This window comes from Blastococcus sp. SYSU D00695, assembly GCF_054050555.1.
The window spans coordinates 84,918-101,116 of the sequence record NZ_JBJGZP010000002.1 but is presented as its reverse complement, the minus strand read 5'-3'; the positions used below and the strand labels follow the sequence as shown (position 1 = coordinate 101,116).

15 protein-coding genes are annotated in these 16,199 nt (G+C 77.2%); 10 read left to right on the top strand and 5 right to left on the bottom strand.

Translation table 11 applies throughout. The features are described from left to right. The first annotated feature begins 5 nt into the window (after positions 1-5). The 8 genes from ACI781_RS01990 to sigJ all read left to right on the top strand — a co-directional run bounded on the left by ACI781_RS01990 (position 6) and on the right by sigJ (position 8,840). The gene (locus tag ACI781_RS01990; protein WP_456564400.1) at positions 6-1,070 is read left to right on the top strand and encodes a glycosyltransferase family 9 protein; all 1,065 of its coding nucleotides are present in this window, start codon (positions 6-8) and stop codon (positions 1,068-1,070) included. Then, positions 1,067-2,218 carry a glycosyltransferase family 4 protein gene (locus ACI781_RS01985; RefSeq protein WP_456564399.1) on the top strand — a complete coding sequence of 384 codons (1,152 nt, stop codon included), beginning with the start codon at positions 1,067-1,069 and terminating at the stop codon, positions 2,216-2,218. The genes ACI781_RS01990 and ACI781_RS01985 overlap by 4 nt, the downstream gene beginning before the upstream one ends. A 25-nt stretch (positions 2,219-2,243) precedes the next feature. Beyond that, positions 2,244-3,917: a glucose-6-phosphate isomerase gene (pgi, locus tag ACI781_RS01980; RefSeq protein WP_456564398.1), complete on the top strand. Its 1,674-nt coding sequence runs from the start codon at positions 2,244-2,246 to the stop codon at positions 3,915-3,917. A 97-nt stretch (positions 3,918-4,014) separates the two neighbouring features. Continuing rightward, positions 4,015-5,043: an ATP-dependent 6-phosphofructokinase gene (locus tag ACI781_RS01975; RefSeq protein WP_456564397.1), complete on the top strand. Its 1,029-nt coding sequence runs from the start codon at positions 4,015-4,017 to the stop codon at positions 5,041-5,043. Positions 5,044-5,127: 84 nt separating this feature from the next. Next, entirely contained in the window at positions 5,128-5,493 is a 366-nt protein-coding gene (locus tag ACI781_RS01970) for a thioredoxin family protein (RefSeq protein WP_456564396.1), read from the top strand. Positions 5,494-5,573: 80 nt separating this feature from the next. Continuing rightward, the gene (locus tag ACI781_RS01965; protein WP_456564395.1) at positions 5,574-7,085 is read left to right on the top strand and encodes an MFS transporter; all 1,512 of its coding nucleotides are present in this window, start codon (positions 5,574-5,576) and stop codon (positions 7,083-7,085) included. Between the two features lie 94 nt (positions 7,086-7,179). Beyond that, positions 7,180-7,938: an SDR family oxidoreductase gene (locus tag ACI781_RS01960; protein ID WP_456564394.1), complete on the top strand. Its 759-nt coding sequence runs from the start codon at positions 7,180-7,182 to the stop codon at positions 7,936-7,938. Beyond that, a complete protein-coding gene (gene sigJ / locus ACI781_RS01955; protein ID WP_456564393.1) occupies positions 7,935-8,840 on the top strand; it encodes an RNA polymerase sigma factor SigJ in 906 nt (301 codons plus the stop codon). Before ACI781_RS01960 ends, sigJ begins: the two co-directional genes overlap by 4 nt. 6 nt (positions 8,841-8,846) lie before the next feature. On the opposite strand, the gene ACI781_RS01950 is transcribed toward sigJ, so the two are convergent. From ACI781_RS01950 to ACI781_RS01940, 3 genes are read right to left on the bottom strand one after another with little or no spacing between them, the layout of a single operon-like run. Continuing rightward, positions 8,847-9,467 carry a LutC/YkgG family protein gene (locus tag ACI781_RS01950; protein WP_456564392.1) on the bottom strand — a complete coding sequence of 207 codons (621 nt, stop codon included), beginning with the start codon at positions 9,465-9,467 and terminating at the stop codon, positions 8,847-8,849. Continuing rightward, positions 9,464-10,924, bottom strand: coding sequence for a LutB/LldF family L-lactate oxidation iron-sulfur protein (locus tag ACI781_RS01945; RefSeq protein ID WP_456564391.1), 1,461 nt, complete (start codon positions 10,922-10,924; stop codon positions 9,464-9,466). Before ACI781_RS01945 ends, ACI781_RS01950 begins: the two co-directional genes overlap by 4 nt. After that, positions 10,921-11,709, bottom strand: a complete 789-nt coding sequence (locus ACI781_RS01940; RefSeq protein WP_456564390.1) for a (Fe-S)-binding protein — start codon at positions 11,707-11,709, stop codon at positions 10,921-10,923. The genes ACI781_RS01945 and ACI781_RS01940 overlap by 4 nt, the downstream gene beginning before the upstream one ends. Positions 11,710-11,859: 150 nt before the next feature. Between ACI781_RS01940 and ACI781_RS01935 the strand changes: the two genes are divergently transcribed. Continuing rightward, complete coding sequence (locus tag ACI781_RS01935; protein WP_456564389.1) at positions 11,860-14,103, top strand: glycoside hydrolase family 3 C-terminal domain-containing protein; 2,244 nt, start codon at positions 11,860-11,862, stop codon at positions 14,101-14,103. A 109-nt stretch (positions 14,104-14,212) separates the two neighbouring features. Then, positions 14,213-15,052, top strand: coding sequence for an SDR family oxidoreductase (locus ACI781_RS01930; RefSeq protein WP_456564388.1), 840 nt, complete (start codon positions 14,213-14,215; stop codon positions 15,050-15,052). Between the two features lie 7 nt (positions 15,053-15,059). Here ACI781_RS01930 and ACI781_RS01925 read toward each other — a convergent pair whose 3' ends face one another. Continuing rightward, a complete protein-coding gene (locus ACI781_RS01925) occupies positions 15,060-15,509 on the bottom strand; it encodes a DUF5313 family protein (protein WP_456564387.1) in 450 nt (149 codons plus the stop codon). Next, complete coding sequence (locus ACI781_RS01920; RefSeq protein ID WP_456564386.1) at positions 15,506-15,985, bottom strand: MarR family winged helix-turn-helix transcriptional regulator; 480 nt, start codon at positions 15,983-15,985, stop codon at positions 15,506-15,508. Before ACI781_RS01920 ends, ACI781_RS01925 begins: the two co-directional genes overlap by 4 nt. Positions 15,986-16,199: the final 214 nt, after the last annotated feature.

Here is a 16,199-nt window from a genome sequence, read left to right as displayed (position 1 = left end):
CCCTCGTGCCGCCACCGCTCGCCGATCCCGCCGTCCGCAGCGTGCTCCTGGTGCGGATGCGGGTGGGGCTGGGCGACCTGCTGTGCACGCTGCCGGCGCTGCGCCGGCTGCGCGCCGCCCGCCCCGACGTGCACGTCGCGCTGGCCACGTGGCCGCGGATGGCGCCGGTCGTGGACCGCCTCGGCGCCGTCGACGGCCGCCCGCTGGTCGACGAGCTGGTGCCCTTCCCCGGCGCCGACGGCATCCCCGACGGGCCGGTCGACCCCGCCGGGTGGGCCGCCTTCACGGCCGCGGGCGGCCGCTTCGACCTGGCCCTGCAGGCCTACGGCGACCGGCCGGCGGCCAACCGGGTCACCGCCGCGCTGGGTGCCCGGCGCACCGGCGGCTTCGCCCCCACCGGCTGGCCGGTGCCGGCCGGCGCGGGCGACCGCTACCTGCGCTACCCGCTGGACCTGCACGAGGCGCAGCGGCACGTCCGGCTGCTCGAGCACCTCGGCCTGCCCGGCGGCGGCGAGCTCGACATGGGCTTCCCGCTGCGCCCGGAGGACGAGGCCGAGCACGCCGCGACCCTGCGCCGGCACGGCCTGGCCCCGAGGGGCTACGCCGTGCTGCACCCGGGCGCCTCGGCGGCCACCCGGCGGTGGCCGGTCGCCCGCTACGCCGCGGTCGGCGACGCGCTCGCCGCCGACGGGCTCGCCGTCGTCCTCACCGGCGTGCCGGGAGGGCCGCAGCCCGCCGCGGTGGCCGCCGCGATGCGGGCGCCGGCGGTCGACCTGTCCGGGGCGACCAGCCTGGGCGGGCTGGCCGCGCTGCTGCGCGACGCCGCCGTCCTGGTGGGCAACGACACCGGCTCGGCGCACCTGGCCGCGGCGGTCGGTGGCCGCAGCGTCACCGTGTTCCTCCCCGGCGACCCCGTCCGGTGGGCCCACCGCGGGCCGCGGCACCGCGCGCTGGTCCCCGACGTCGCCTGCGCCCCGTGCCCGCACCTGGTCTGCCCCATCGAGTTCCGCTGCGCGCAGACGATCGGGACGGACGCCGTCCTCGCCGCGGCCCGGGAGCTCGCGGCGTGAGACGCCCGGACCGCGACAGCCCGCGGGTCACGCTCGTCAGCGACACCGAGACCTGGGGCGGCGCCGACGTCCACCTGGCGGCGCTGCTGCGCGGGCTGCCGGCGCTCGGCTGGTCGGTGCGGCTCGTCTGCGCCGAGCCGCTGGCCGCCCGGCACGCCGCGCACGACCCGGTGGTGGTCCCGCTGGCGCGGCACCGCGCCGCGGCCCCCGAGATGCGGACGGCGATAGCGGCGACCCGGCCCGACGTCGTGTGGGTCAACCTCGTGGACCCGGGCTCCAACGCCGCCGCGGTCACCGCCGCGCGGTCGGTGGCGCCCACGGTCGGGGTGCTGCACCTGGTCGGCGACACCGGCACCGGCGAGACCCGGCAGCGGCTGGTCGATCTGTACGCCGGCCTCGCTCTCGTGGTCACCCCGGCCACCGAGATCCGCGACCAGGTCGTCGCCGACCTGCGGGTGCCCGCGAGCCGGGTGCACGTGGTGCCCAACGGCGTGCCGGTCCCCGCGACCGCGTCCGGGCCGGCCGGCAACCCGGTGCCGCGGCTGGGGACCTTCGGCCGGCTCACCCCGCAGAAGGGGTTCGACGTGCTGCTGACCGCGGTGCGGCAGCTCGCCGGCGAGGGCCTGCGCTTCGACGTGGTCGTCGGCGGCGCCGGCCGCGAGGAGGCCGCCCTGCGCGCTGCCGCCGAGGGGCTGCCGGTCACCTTCCCCGGCTTCGTCGAGGACGCCGCCGAGTTCCTCCGCCCGCTCGACCTGTTCTGCCTCTCCTCCCGCCGCGAGGCGCTGCCGCTGGTGCTGCTGGAGGCCATGGCCGCGGGGCTGCCGTGCGTGTCGACCGACGTCGGCGACGTCCGGACGGCGGTGGGCGGGGACGCCGTCGTCGTCCCGGTCGAGGACGCCGGAGCGCTGGCCGCGGCGCTGCGCGGGTTGCTCACCGACCCGGCCCGCCGCGCCGACCTCGGCGCCCGGGCGCGGGCGCGCGCGGTGCGGCAGTTCGACGCCGGCCTGATGGTCGAGCGGATCTCGGCGCTGCTCGCGACCGTCGCCGGGTCCGCGGCCCGCGCGCCCTCCGGCGGGGACCCCTGCGACTGCTGTGGTCCGGCGGGCGACGGCTCGGCGAACGGCTCGGGGGACGGCTCGGCAGGGTGACGCCGGTTCGGGCAGGGTGTGCAGCATGGACGCTGCGGCCCTCACCACCGCCCTCGACATCACCGCGACGCCCGAGTGGGAAGCCCTCGCCACCCACCACGCGCAGCTGGAGCAGCGCACCCTGCGCGACCTGTTCGCCGAGGACCCCGGCCGCGCCCGCCGCCTGACCCGCCGCGTCGCTGACCTCGTCGTCGACCACTCCAAGCACCGGGTCACCGACGAGACCCTCCGCCTGCTGGTGGCCCTCGCCGAGCGCGCCGGGCTGCCCGGGCGGATCGCGGCGATGTTCCGCGGGGAGCACGTCAACGTCACCGAGGACCGGGCCGTCCTGCACGTCGCGCTCCGCGCCCCCGCGGGCACCGAGCTCGTCGTCGACGGGCAGGACGTCACCCGCGACGTGCACCGGGTGCTCGACCGGATGGCCGCCTTCGCCGAGCGCGTCCGGTCGGGGGAGTGGACCGGGCACACCGGCCGGCCGATCCGCGCGGTGGTGAACATCGGCATCGGCGGCTCCGACCTCGGCCCCGCCATGGCCTACACCGCCCTGCGCGCCTACGCCGACCGTGGCATCACCGCCCGCTTCGTCTCCAACATCGACCCGACCGACTTCGCCGAGGCCACCCGCGACCTCGACCCGGCCGAGACCCTGTTCGTCGTCTCGTCCAAGACCTTCACCACCCTGGAGACGCTGACCAACGCCTCCGTCGCCCGCGACTGGCTGCTGGCGGGGGTCGGCGGCGACGAGGGCGCCGTCGCGAAGCACTTCGTCGCCGTCTCCACCAACACCGACGCCGTCCGCGAGTTCGGCATCGACCCCGACAACATGTTCGGCTTCTGGGACTGGGTCGGCGGCCGCTACTCGTTCACCTCGGCCATCGGCCTCTCCCTCATGGTCGCCATCGGCCCCGAGGCCTACCGCGAGATGCTCGCCGGCTTCGCCGCCGTCGACGAGCACGTGCGCACGGCCCCCCTCGCCGAGAACCTGCCGGTCCTGCAGGGGCTGATCAACGTCTGGTACACGAACTTCTCGGGCGCGCAGACCCACGCCGTCCTGCCCTACAGCCAGTACCTGTCCCGGCTGCCCGCCTACCTGCAGCAGCTGACGATGGAGAGCAACGGCAAGTCCGTCCGGTGGGACGGCGAGGCGGTGACGACGGCGACCGGCGAGGTGTACTGGGGCGAGCCGGGCACCAACGGGCAGCACGCCTTCCACCAGCTGCTGCACCAGGGGACGACGCTCGTGCCGGCGGACTTCATCGGGTTCGGCCGCCCCGGCCCCGGCCTCGACGACGACGCCTCGGGGGAGATGCACGACCTGCTGATGGCGAACATGCTCGCCCAGTCCGCGGTGCTGGCCTTCGGCCGGACCGCCGCGGAGGTCGCCGCGGACGGCACCCCGCCGGCGCTCGTGCCGCACAAGGTCATGCCCGGGAACCGGCCGAGCACGACGATCCTCGCGCCGCAGCTGACGCCGTCCACCCTCGGGCAGCTGGTCGCCTTCTACGAGCACACCGTGCTCACCGAGGGCGTGATCTGGCAGGTCGACTCCTTCGACCAGTGGGGCGTGGAGCTCGGCAAGGTCATGGCCCGCCAGCTCGCCCCGGCGCTGACCGGCGAGGAGCCGCCGGAGCTCGACCAGGACGCCTCGACGGCCGAGCTGGTGCGCACCTACCGGGAGCTGCGCGGGCGCGCGCAGTGAGCCGCCGGGTCGCCCTGTCGCCGTGTGGCCCTGTCGCCGTGTCGGCTTGTCGTCGTGTCGCCAGGTCGTCGAGACGTCATGACGTATCGTCGGGCCGATGCGCATCGGAGTCCTCACCGGCGGCGGTGACTGCCCGGGTCTGAACGCCGTGATCCGCTCGGTGGTCCGCACCGCGACCGCGTCCTACGGCAGCCAGGTGGTCGGCTTCCGGGACGGCTGGCGGGGCCTGCTGGAGAACCGCTCGACCCCGCTGGACGTCGCCGCCGTCGACGGGCTGCTCACCCGCGGCGGGACGACGCTGGGCTCGGCGCGCGTCGCGCCGGAGAAGCTGCACGCCGGGCTGGACGAGATGCGCGGCACCCTCGACGAGCACGGCGTCGACGTCCTCGTCCCGATCGGCGGCGAGGGCACGCTGACCGCGGCGCACCTGCTGTCGGAGGCCGGCGTCCCGGTGGTCGGCATCCCGAAGACCATCGACAACGACATCCACGGCACCGACCTGACCTTCGGCTTCGACACCGCGGTCAGCATCGCCACCGAGCTCATCGACCGGCTGCACACCACCGCCGAGTCCCACCAGCGCGTGCTGCTCGTCGAGGTGATGGGCCGCCACGCCGGCTGGATCGCGCTGCACGCCGGCCTCGCCGCCGGCGCGCACCTGACGCTGGTGCCCGAGCAGCCCTTCGACGTCGACGAGGTCGTGCGGCTGGTCACCGAGCGGTTCGCCCGCGGCGACTCGCACGTGATCGGCGTCGTCGCCGAGGGGGCGCAACCGCTGCCCGGGCAGATGGCGTTCCGCGAGGGCGACCTCGACGAGTTCGGCCACCGCCGGTTCACCGGGGTCGCCCAGCAGCTGGGCGCGGAGCTGGAGCGGCGCACCGGCAAGGAGGTGCGGGCGACGGTCCTCGGGCACGTGCAGCGCGGCGGCACACCGACGTCGTTCGACCGGGTGCTGGCCACCCGCTTCGGGCTGCACGCCACGATCGCCGCCCACGAGGGCCGGCACGGCTCGATGGTCGCGCTGCGCGGGACCGAGATCGGGCTGGTCCCGCTCGCCGACGCGGTCGCCCGGCTCAAGACCGTGCCGCCCGACCGCCTCGCCGAGACCCGCGCCTTCACCGGCTGAGGCGCGCCCCGACCAGGCGACCCGCTCGCGAGGGCACGGCCGCTCGCCGGGTCACGGCCCGCGCGCGAGGGGCACACTGGGTGGATGGGCACGGTGACGCTGCACCGGGAGGGGTTCGCGTCCGCCATCGGCGGGCCGGGCATCGTGCTGGTCGACGTCCGCGCGGCGTCGTCGGGCTCCAGCCGCGCCTTCGACTCCGTCTTCGAGGCCGCCGGCGAGCGGCACCCCGACCTGGTCTTCGCGTCCCTCGACACCGAGGCGGACGCCGACCTGGCGCAGGAGCTCGGCGTGCGCAGCGTGCCGACGCTGATGGTCTACCGGGACGGCGTCCTGGTCTTCGCCGAACCGGGCTGGCTGGCCGCCGACTCGCTCGACCTGCTCATCGCCACCGTGCGGGCGCTGGACATGGCCGCCGTCCGCGCGACGTTCCCCGACCCCCCGCCCCGCTGAGCCCCGTCCCCGCTGAGGCCCGTCCCCGCTGGGCCCGTCCCACGCGAGCGCCGGGCGCGGATCCGGCGGACGATCGACGGGTGACCCGCTCCTCCCCGGCTCTCCGCACCACCGACCAGGAGGAGGGGTACGAGCCCGACCCGCGCCGCTGGCAGGCGCTCTGGGTGACCCTCGTCGCCGGCTTCATGAGCCTGCTCGACGTCAGCATCGTGTCGGTCGCGCTGCCGTCGATGACCGAGGGGCTGGACGCGTCCCCGGCGACCATCCAGTGGGTCGTGTCGGGGTACGCGCTGACGTTCGGGCTGATGCTCGTCCCGGCCGGGCGGCTGGGCGACGCCTACGGTCGCCGCACGCTGTTCCTCGTCGGCCTGGCCGTGTTCGTGCTGAGCAGTGCCGCGGCCGGCGCCGCGCCGTCGGTCGGTCTGCTCGTCGCGGCCCGGCTGGTGCAGGGCCTGGCCGCCGGCTGCCTGGCCCCGCAGAACTCGGCGCTGATCCAGCAGCTGTTCCGGGGCGCGGAGCGCGGCCGCGCCTTCGGCCTGTTCGGCGCCACCATCGGCGTCTCCACGGCGGCCGGGCCGGTCGTCGGCGGGGCGATCCTGGCGCTGGCCGGGGACGCGGACGGGTGGCGGTGGGTCTTCTTCGTCAACGTGCCGATCGGCGCGCTGGCGTTCGCGCTGGCCCTGCGGCTGCTGCCGCGCGGCGGCTCCGGCCGCTCCGGGCACATCGACGGTGTCGGCGTCGCGCTGCTCGCGGCCGGGGCGCTCGCGCTGTTGTTCCCGCTGGTGCAGGCCGAGTCCGGGGGGCTCGCGCAGCTGTGGTGGCTGTTCGTCGTCGGGGCGGCGCTCATGGTGGCCTTCGCCCGGTGGGAGCAGCGCGTCGTCCGCCGCGGCGGGGAGCCGGTGTTCGACCCGCGGCTGGTCACGCGCACCCGCGGCTACGCCGCCGGCGCGGGCCTGGGCACGGTCTACTTCCTCGGCTTCAGCGGCATCTGGCTGGTCCTGGCCCTGTTCTTCCAGACCGGCCTGGACTACACGCCGCTGCAGTCGGGGCTGTCGGTGACGCCGTTCGCGCTCGGCTCGGCCTGCTCGGCCGTCGTCGCGGGCCGGCTGGTGGAGCGGTACGGCCGCGCGCTGACGGTGGTCGGTCTCGCCGGGGTGGCGGTGGGGCTCACCGCGGCCGCGGTCGTCCTGCTGCTGGCCCCGGCGCGGTCGGCGGGCTGGGCGATGGCGCCGGCACTGCTGGCCGGCGGCCTCGCCGGCGGCTTCGTGATCTCCCCGAACATCACCATGACGCTGCGCAACGTGCCCGTGCACATGGCCGGGGCGGCCGGCGGCGGCCTGCAGACGGCGCAGCGCTTCGGCGCCTCGATCGGCACGGCCGCCCTGCCCGGCCTGTTCTACGTCGTCCTCTCCTCGTCCGGCGAGGACTACGCGGTGGCCGCCGCGGCGGGACTGGCCGTCGCGGTCGCGACCACCCTGGCCGCGCTGGTCCTCGCCGTCCTCGACTGGCGGCGCGACCGGCGGGAGACCGCCCGCGACCGGGAGGCCGACGCCCCCGCGGGCGCGCACGGGGCGCACGCCTGGCACGGCTGACCCGCCCTCCCGCCCGTCCCCGGGGTCGTGTCACGTTTCCCCGTGCCGTCTCGTCACACAGGTGTCGGGACGTCGCACGAGCGGGAGGCAGCAGATGAGGACAGCGGTCGTCGGGGGTACCGGGGTGGTCGGCCGGTACGTGGTGCAGGAGCTGGCGGCGGCGGGCCACGAGCCCGTCGTGCTGTCGCGCGGCGCCGGGGTCGACGTCGGCACCGGCCGCGGGCTGGCCGGGGCGCTGGACGGGGTGGACGCCGTGATCGACGTCGGCAACGTGACGACGCTGCGCCGGGCGGTGTCGGAGGAGTTCTTCGGGACGGCGACGCGGAACCTGCTGGCGGAGGAGGAGCGGGCCGGCGTGGGGCACCACGTCGTGCTGTCGATCGTGGGCATCGACCGGGTCGACCTCGGCTACTACGCGGGCAAGCGGCGCCAGGAGGAGCTGGCGCTGGCCGGCCCGGTGCCGGCCACGGTCCTGCGGGCGACCCAGTTCCACGAGTTCGCGGGCCAGGTCCTCGGGCGGGTCCGCGGGCCGGTGGCGCTGGTGCCCCGGCAGCGGATCCGGCCCGTCGCCGCGCGCGACGTGGCGGCCGAGCTGGTCTCCCTCGCGGCGGGCCCGGCGCGGGGCATGGCGACCGAGATCGCCGGCCCCGAGGAGCACGACCTGCCCGATCTCGCCCGCCGGGTGCTGCGGGCGGACGGGTCGCGCCGGGCCGTCGTCGGGGTGCGGCTCCCGGGCGCGGCCGGGCGGGCGCTGGCCACCGGCGGGCTGCTGCCCCGCGGCGACGTCGTCGTCGGCCCGGAGACGTTCGGGGAGTGGCTGGCCGCGCGCACCGCGCAGGGCGCGCCGGCGTGAGCCGGGAGGACGAGCTCGCGGCCGCCTGGACGGCGGCCCGGCCGCGGCTGGTCCGCGTCGCCTACGCGGTGCTGGGCACCCGCGCCGAGGCCGAGGACGTCGTCTCCGACTGCTGGCTGCGCCTGGTCGAGGCCGACGGCGGGCCGGGCGGCCCCGTGCTGGACGTCGACGCGTGGGCCACCGTCGCCGTGGCCCGGCGCGCCCTGGACGTGCTCCGGTCCGCGCGGGTCCGGCGGGAGGACTACGTCGGGCCGTGGCTGCCCGAGCCGCACGTGGAGTCGCTGCCGCCGGGCTCGCCGGCCGCCGACCCCACCGACCGGGTCACCCTCGACGAGTCGGTCGGCTTCGCCCTCCTCGTGGTCCTGGAGAGCCTCAGCCCCGCCGAGCGCACCGCCTGGGTGCTGCACGACCTGTTCGGGATGCCGTTCGCCGAGGTCGCCCCGGCGGTCGGGCGGAGCCCGGCGGCGGTGCGCCAGCTGGCCGCCCGCGCCCGGGCGCACGTCGCCAGCCGGACGCCGCGGCACGTGGTCGACGGCGGTGAGCACCGGGCGGTGGTCGACGCCTTCGTCCGGGCCGCCGGCACCGGCGACCTCGCGGGCCTGGTGGCCCTGCTCGACCCCGACGTCGTGTGCACCAGCGACGGCGGCGGCCGGGTCAGCGCCGCCCGGCGGCCGGTCCACGGCGCCGACCGGGTGGCCCGCTTCCTGCTCGGGGTCGCCGCCAAGGGCGGCGGGGCGGTGCGGGTGCAGGAGGTCGCGGTCAACGGCGTGCCCGGGCTGGTCTTCCTGGCCGGGGACGAGCCGGTCGTCGTCGTCGCCCTCACGGTCGTGGAGGGCGGCCGCATCGCGCGCGTCGACCTGGTGCTGGCGCCGGACAAGATCGCCCGGTGCGTGCCCGGGTGAGTGCGGTCAGCCGGCCAGGACGACGAGCAGGGTCCGCGGGCCGTGCACGCCCTCGACGCGCTGCAGCTCGATGTCGCTGGTCGCCGAGGGGCCGCTGACCATGGTGAGCGGGCGGCGCGGGTCGAGGCGGGCCAGCGCCTCGGGCACGCCGCCCACCACCTGGTCGGGGGTGACCACGCAGACCAGGACGTCGGGCAGCAGCGACAGGGCGCGGCGGCCGCACACCGGCGAGGCGTCCAGGACCAGGGTGCCGGTCTCGGCGACCGCGACCGTCACGCCGGTGAGCGTGGCGGCGAACGCGGTGAGCCCGGTGGCGGGTCGGCCGTCGTCCTCGGTGCTGCCGGGCGGGCGCCAGGCCTCGGGGACCCCCGGGGCCACCACGACGTCGCCGGGGACGTCCGCGAGGGCGGTGGTGACGGTGGCGCCGACGGCGTCGGGGGCGCAGCGCAGGACCGTCGCCCGGTAGTCGGTGAGCCGGTCGGTGAGGACGTCGAGCAGCGCGGGCAGCGACCGCTCGTCGGTCGTGCGGTAGGTGCGGTAGGTGCGGGGCACCGCGGGGACCGGGCCGCGATCGGGGCCGAGCGCGGTGCGGATGCGGGCGAGCACCTCGTCGCGGGCCCCGCTCATCGGCTGTGGTCCCGCGCCCAGGCCTGCGTGAAGGTCTCCCGGGGCGGGGTGGGGAGGTCGCGGGTGCGGGTCCAGGCCCGCGCCGGCGGCGGCAGCGCCGCGGGGAGCGTGGGCCGGCCGCGGGCGAGGAACCGGCCGAGGCCGGCGGCGCGCTGGGCCAGCCGCCACAGCCGGGGGTGCGACATGGCGCGGGCCAGCGCGCGGAAGGCGAGCGCCTCCGCCGTCGGCCGCTGCTGCGCCTCGACGTGCTCGCCTCGCAGGTGCACGAGGATCGAGGGGATGTCGATGGCGACCGGGCAGACGTCGTAGCAGGCGCCGCACAGGCTCGAGGCGTACGGCAGGGAGGCGTTGTCCTCGACCCCGGTGAGCTGTGGGCTGAGCACCGCGCCGATCGGGCCCGGGTACACCGAGCCGTAGGCGTGGCCGCCGGTGCGCTCGTAGACCGGGCAGACGTTCAGGCAGGCCGAGCAGCGGATGCAGTGCAGCGCCGGGCGGCCCACCTCGTCGGCGAGCACCGCCGTCCGCCCGTTGTCCAGCAGCACCAGGTGGAACTCCTGCGGCCCGTCGCCGGGGGTCACGCCGGCCCACAGCGAGGTGTAGGGGTTCATCCGCTCGCCGGTGGAGGAGCGCGGCAGCAGCTGCAGGAAGACCTCGAGGTCGCGCCAGGCCGGCACGACCTTCTCGATGCCCATCACGGTGATCAGCGTCTGCGGGAGGGTCAGGCACATCCGGCCGTTGCCCTCGCTCTCGACGACGGCCAGCGTGCCGGTCTCGGCGACGGCGAAGTTGGCGCCGCTGACCGCGACCCGCGCGCGGAGGAACCGCTCGCGCAGGTGGGCGCGCGCGGCCATGGCCAGCCGGCGCGGCTCGTCGGTGAGGTCGGGGTCGACGCCGGGGATGGTGCGGGCGAAGATCTCCCGGATCTCGGCGCGGTTGCGGTGGATGGCCGGGACGAGGATGTGGCTCGGCCGGTCCTCGCCCAGCTGCACGATGAGCTCGGCGAGGTCGGTCTCCAGCGCCTCGATGCCGGCGGCCGCGAGCGCCTCGTTGAGGCCGATCTCCTGGGTGGCCATCGACTTGACCTTGACCACCTCGTCGGCTCCGGTCGCCCGGACCAGCCCGGTGACGATCGCGTTGGCCTCGGTCGCGTCGCGGGCCCAGTGCACGGTGCCGCCGCGGGCGGTGACCTGGCGCTCGAGCTCGACGAGGTGCTCGTCGAGGCGGGCCATCGTGGCGGCCTTGAGCGCGGCGCCGGCCGCCCGCAGCTGCGCCCAGTCGGGGACCTCGCCGACCACGGCGGCGCGCTTGGCCCGGATGGTCGTCGTCGCGTGGCCGAGGTTGGCCCGCAGTTGACCGTCGCGCAGGGCGTCGCGGGCGGCGTCGGGGAAGGGCCGGTCGCCGCGCAGGGCGCCGACGCCGGGAGGCGCCGTGGGCATCCCGAGGTGGACGGCGGTCACGCCGGCACCCCCGGCCGGGTGCCCTGGTGCGGGGTCACGGCCTCCTCGGTGGAGGCGAGGATCTCGGCCAGGTGCACGGTGCGGGTGCCCGACCGCAGCCGGGAGAGCCCGCCGCCGATGTGCATCAGGCAGGACGCGTCGCCGGCGGTGCACACCTCCGAGCGGGTGGACAGCACGTCGGTCATCTTGTCGGTCAGCATCGCCGTCGACGTGTCGGCGTTCTTCACCGCGAAGGTGCCGCCGAAGCCGCAGCAGGACTCGGCGCGCGGCAGCTCGACCAGCTCCAGCCCCCGCACCGCGCGCAGCAGTCGCAGGGGGCGGTCGCCGACCCGCAGCAGGCGCAGCGAGTGGCAGGTCGGGTGGTAGGTCACCCGGTGCGGGTAGGACGCGCCGACGTCGGTCACGCCCAGGACGTCGACGAGGAACTGCGACAGCTCGTAGGTGCGCGCCGCCAGTGCCTGCGCGTCGTCGGCCAGGCCGTGCTCGCCGGCCCGGCGGGCGACCATCGCCTGCTGGTGGTGGATCGAGGCGACGCAGGACCCGGAGGGGGCCACGATCGCGTCGTAGGCCGACGGGCCGTCGCCGGTGAAGGCGCGCACGTGGTTGGCGACGACGGGCACGGCCTCGCGCCGGTACCCGGTGTTGACGTGCATCTGGCCGCAGCACGCCTGCCCGGGCGGGACGACCACCTCGTGGCCCAGCCGCTGCAGCAGGGTCGCCGTGGCCCGCGCGACCTGGGGGACGAGCGTGTCGACCAGGCAGGTGACGAACAGCGCGACCCTCATCGGACCCCCGCGCGGCCCGTGCCCCCGGTGCTGCTCGTCACCGGGGCACCGTAGCGGCTCCGCGGGCACCGGCGCGGGGCCCGCGGCCCCCGCCGACCGGCGCGACCGGCAGTCTGGGGGCGTCCCGCGCGGCCGCCCCCGAGGAGAGCCATGACGACGCACGACCCGATGTCCCCGGCCGAGGCCGCCGCGCTCAGCAGCGGGGCCTCGCACTGGACGACGGAGCGCGCGGGGGGAGCCGCACCGTTCTGGCTGGCCGACGGCCCGCACGGGGTCCGCCGGCAGGCCGGGTCGCCGGACCACCTCGGCCTGGGCGCCAGCGAGCCGGCGACGTGCTTCCCGCCGGCCGTGGGCCTGGCGCAGTCCTGGGACGCCGACCTCGCCGCGGAGGTCGGCGCCGCGCTCGGGCGGGAGGCGCAGGCGCTGGGCGTCGGCGTGCTGCTGGGCCCCGGCGTGAACACCAAGCGCGACCCGCGCGGTGGCCGCAACTTCGAGTACCTCTCCGAGGACCCGGTGCTGGCCGGGACGCTGGCCGCCGCCTGGGTCCGCGGCGTGCAGGGCCAGGGCGTGGGCGCCTCGCTCAAGCACCTGGTGGCCAACGACGCGGAGCACGACCGCCTGCGGGCCAGCTCCGACGTCGACGAGCGGCCGCTGCGCGAGGTCTACCTGCGCGCCTTCCAGCGGGTCGTCGAGGAGGCCCGCCCGTGGACGGTGATGGCGGCCTACAACCGGGTCAACGGCGTGCCGGCCGCCGCGGACCCGTGGCTGCTGACCGACGTCCTGCGCGGCGAGTGGGGCTTCGACGGCGCCGTGGTGAGCGACTGGGGCGCGGTGGCCGACCGGGTCGCGGCCGTCGCGGCGGGGCTGGACCTGACGATGCCCGGCCCCGACGCCGCGGGCGACGCGGCCCTGCTCGACGCCGTCGCCGAGGGGCGGCTGGACCCGGCGGCGCTGCAGCGGGCGGGGCGGGCCGTCGCCGGCCTCGCCGCCCGGGTGGCCGCGGGGCGCCGCCCGGGGGCGACGTTCGACGTCGACACCCACCACGAGCTCGCCCGCCGGGTCGCGGCCCGCTGCGTGGTGCTGCTCAAGAACGACGGCGACGTCCTGCCGCTGCCGGCGCACGCCACGGTGGCGGTCGTCGGGGAGTTCGCCGAGGTCCCGCGCCACCAGGGCGGCGGCAGCTCGCACGTGAACCCGACCCGCCTCGACGTGCCGCTGGACGAGCTCCGCTCGCGGCTCGGGCAGGTGAGCTTCGCCCGTGGGTTCCGCACCGACGGTTCCGGGGAGGGCGGTGCCGGGGAGGGCGGTGCCGACGGGGGTGCGGCCCTGCGCGCCGAGGCCGTGCGGGTCGCGCGGGAGGCCGACGTCGCCGTCCTCTTCGTCGGGCTGGCCGCGCGGCAGGAGTCCGAGGGCTTCGACCGCGACGACATCGAGCTGCCCGCCGACCAGCTCCGGCTGGTGCGCGAGGTGGCCGCCGTGCAGCCGCGCACGGTGCTCGTCCTCTCCCACGGCGGGGTGGTGCGGCTGGCGCCCGTGGTCGACCTGGTGCCGGCCGTCGTCGACGGCGCCCTGCTCGGGCAGGGCGGCGGCGCGGCGCTGGCCGACGTCCTCACCGGCGCGGTCGCCCCCTCCGGGAAGCTCGCCGAGACCGTGCCGCGGCGGCTGCAGGACGTGCCGGCGTACCTGGACTTCCCCGGCGAGTTCTCCCGGCACCGCTACGCCGAGGGCCTGTACGTCGGTCACCGCTGGTACGACGCCCGGGAGATCGAGGTGACCTTCCCCTTCGGGCACGGCCTGTCGTACACGACGTTCGACGTCACGGGCCTGGAGCTGTCGGCCGGCGAGGACGGCGTCACCGCCGCCGTGACGGTCACCAACACCGGCGCGCGGGCCGGCCGCGAGGTCGTCCAGTTCTACGTCGGCGTCCCGGGGTCGGCGGTGCGCCGCCCGCTGCGCGAGCTCAAGGGCTTCGCCTCGGCGGACCTGGAGCCGGGGGAGAGCCGGCGGGTGTCGGCGCTGCTGCGCCGCGCCGACCTCGCGTACTGGCACCCGCGGGCGCAGCGGTGGGTGGTCGAGCCGGGCAGCTACACGGTGTGGGCCGGGGTGTCCAGCCGGGACCTCCGCGCGACGGCCACCGTGGACGTCGAGGGCGAGGTGGTGCGCCTCCCGGTCACCGGGGAGACGACCCTCGGCGAGCTCCTGGCCGACCCCGCGGCCGCGGCGGTGCTCGCGCCGCTCCTGGCCGCGTTCGGCGGTGGGGACCAGGGAGCCGACCACGGTGGCGGGCTCGGCACGGACGTGGCCCGGATGATGGCGTCGTTCCCGCTGGGGAGGCTGCGCGCCTTCGGCGTGGGGCCCGAGGACCTCGGCGGGATCCTCCCGGCGGACGACTGAGCCGGACGACTGAGCCGGACGACTGAGCCGGACGACGGGGCCGGGCGGCTGCGCCGGGCGGCTGCGCCCGGCCGGGAACGCGGGTGCCGGTGGCGGGGTTGGTCCGACCGTGACCGCACCCGCCCTCGCCATCACCGGCTCGACCGGACAGCTCGGCGGCCGGATCGCCCGCCGCCTCGCCGCGGCGGGGGTGGCGCAGCGGCTGCTGGTCCGCGACCCGGCGCGGGCCCCACAGCTGCCCGGCGCGGACGTCGTCCGGGCGCCGTACGCCGACGGGGACGCCGTCCGGGCCGCGCTGACGGGTGTCGCGACCGTGCTCATGGTGTCGGCGTCGGAGACGCCCGACCGGGTCGACCAGCACCGGTCGTTCGTCGACGCGGCCGCGGCCGCCGGCGTCGGCCACCTGGTCTACGTCTCGTTCCACGGCGCCGCACCGGACGCCACGTTCACCCTCGCCCGCGACCACTGGGCCACCGAGGAGCACGTGCGGGCCGCCGGCCTGCCCCACACCTTCCTGCGCGACGCCCTCTACGCCGACTTCGCCGTGCACCTGGTCGGGGACGACGGGGCCATCCGCGGCCCGGCCGGCGACGGGCGGGTGGCGATGGTCGCGCAGGACGACATCGCCGACGCCGCGGTGACGGTGCTGCGCGACCCGGCGGCCCACGCCGGGGCCACCTACGACCTGACGGGGCCGGAGGAACTGACGCTCCCCGAGGTCGCGGCGACGCTCACCGCGGTCACCGGCCGGACGGTCACCTACGTGCCGGAGACGGTCGAGGAGGCGTACGCCTCGCGGGCGTCGTCCGGCGCCCCGGGGTGGCAGGTCGACGCCTGGGTGTCGACCCACACCGCGATCGCGGCGGGGGAGATGGCCGGCGTCAGCAGCGCCGTCCCCGACCTCACCGGGCACCCGGCCCGCACGCTGGCGCAGGTGCTGCGGGGCTGAGCCCCGCTCACTGCCCCTGGCGGGAGCGGTAACGGGCGGCCCGCCGGGCGGCCGCGTCCCGGCGGCGCCGGGCCGCGGCGGCCTCCCGCTGCGCCGAGGCGCGGTCGCGGCCGGCCTGCGCGCTGCCGATCGGGTAGCCGGCCTTGCGGACCCGGTTCTCGACCGTCTCGGTCATGTAGGCCATCGAGAAGGCCATCCCCAGGATGACGCCCAGCAGCGCCATCCCCAGCCGCAGCCCCAGCGGACCCGGGACGAGGACGACGATCAGCAGCACGGGGACGGCGAGCTGGACGAGCGTGCGCGCGGCGTGCCGCAGCACCCAGGTGCCGGTCGTGACGTCGTGCAGCACCCAGCCGTGGTGCCGCTCCGGCAGGGCCGCGCCGAAGGCGTAGGCCAGCCACCGCAGCGGGTTCGGCCGGACGACGGGCCCGGCGGTGGCCGGGACGGGGCGGTTCACGAGGCACCCTCCGGCACCCGCGTGAGCGCGTCCTGGGCGGCGGCGTTGACGCGGGTGAGCGCCTGCTGCAGGGCCAGCAGCTCCTCGAGCGGCAGGCCGAGGTGATCGACGATCCCCTCGGGGATCCGCTCGGCCCGCTCGCGCAGCGCGCGGCCGGAGTCGGTGAGGGCGATGGCGAGGTTGCGCTCGTCGCGGGCGTCCCGGTCGCGGCGCACGTACCCGGCCGCCTCCAGCCGCTTGACCAGCGGGGACAGCGTGCCCGGGTCCAGCTGCAGCAGCCGGCTCAGGTCCTTGAGCGCCAGCGGGCCGTGCTGCCAGAGGGCGAGCATCACCAGGTACTGCGGGTGCGTCAGGCCCATCGGCTCCAGCCAGGGCCGGTACACCGAGACGACGGTGCGGGCGGCGACGGAGAGCGCGAAGCAGACCTGCCGCTCGAGGGCCAGCGGGTCGACCGCGGTGTCGGCGGAGGAGGTCACACGGCCACGGTACGCCAACCGTTGGCGCACCAACCATTGGTGCACCGTGACATCCGTCGCCGGAGGGTCGGGAGCGGCCGGCGCGGCGCGCACGGGCCGGAGGGCGGCCGCGCGTCCCCCGTCCGCCTGCGTCGCCCCGGTGACCTCGTCTGCGACGATGCGGCCGTGGGGAGCGACCTGGCCGCGGGGCGGCGTCCGCGTCCTGATCGGGGCC

What these genes read in the sequence shown, in the direction of transcription:
- pgi (WP_456564398.1), top strand. Translation starts at nt 2,244, where the DNA reads ATGGACGCTGCGGCCCTCACCACCGCCCTCGACATCACCGCGACGCCC.
- ACI781_RS01975 (WP_456564397.1), top strand. Translation starts at nt 4,015, where the DNA reads ATGCGCATCGGAGTCCTCACCGGCGGCGGTGACTGCCCGGGTCTGAAC.
- ACI781_RS01970 (WP_456564396.1), top strand. Translation starts at nt 5,128, where the DNA reads ATGGGCACGGTGACGCTGCACCGGGAGGGGTTCGCGTCCGCCATCGGC.
- ACI781_RS01960 (WP_456564394.1), top strand. Translation starts at nt 7,180, where the DNA reads ATGAGGACAGCGGTCGTCGGGGGTACCGGGGTGGTCGGCCGGTACGTG.
- ACI781_RS01950 (WP_456564392.1), bottom strand. Translation starts at nt 9,467, where the DNA reads ATGAGCGGGGCCCGCGACGAGGTGCTCGCCCGCATCCGCACCGCGCTC.
- ACI781_RS01940 (WP_456564390.1), bottom strand. Translation starts at nt 11,709, where the DNA reads ATGAGGGTCGCGCTGTTCGTCACCTGCCTGGTCGACACGCTCGTCCCC.
- ACI781_RS01935 (WP_456564389.1), top strand. Translation starts at nt 11,860, where the DNA reads ATGACGACGCACGACCCGATGTCCCCGGCCGAGGCCGCCGCGCTCAGC.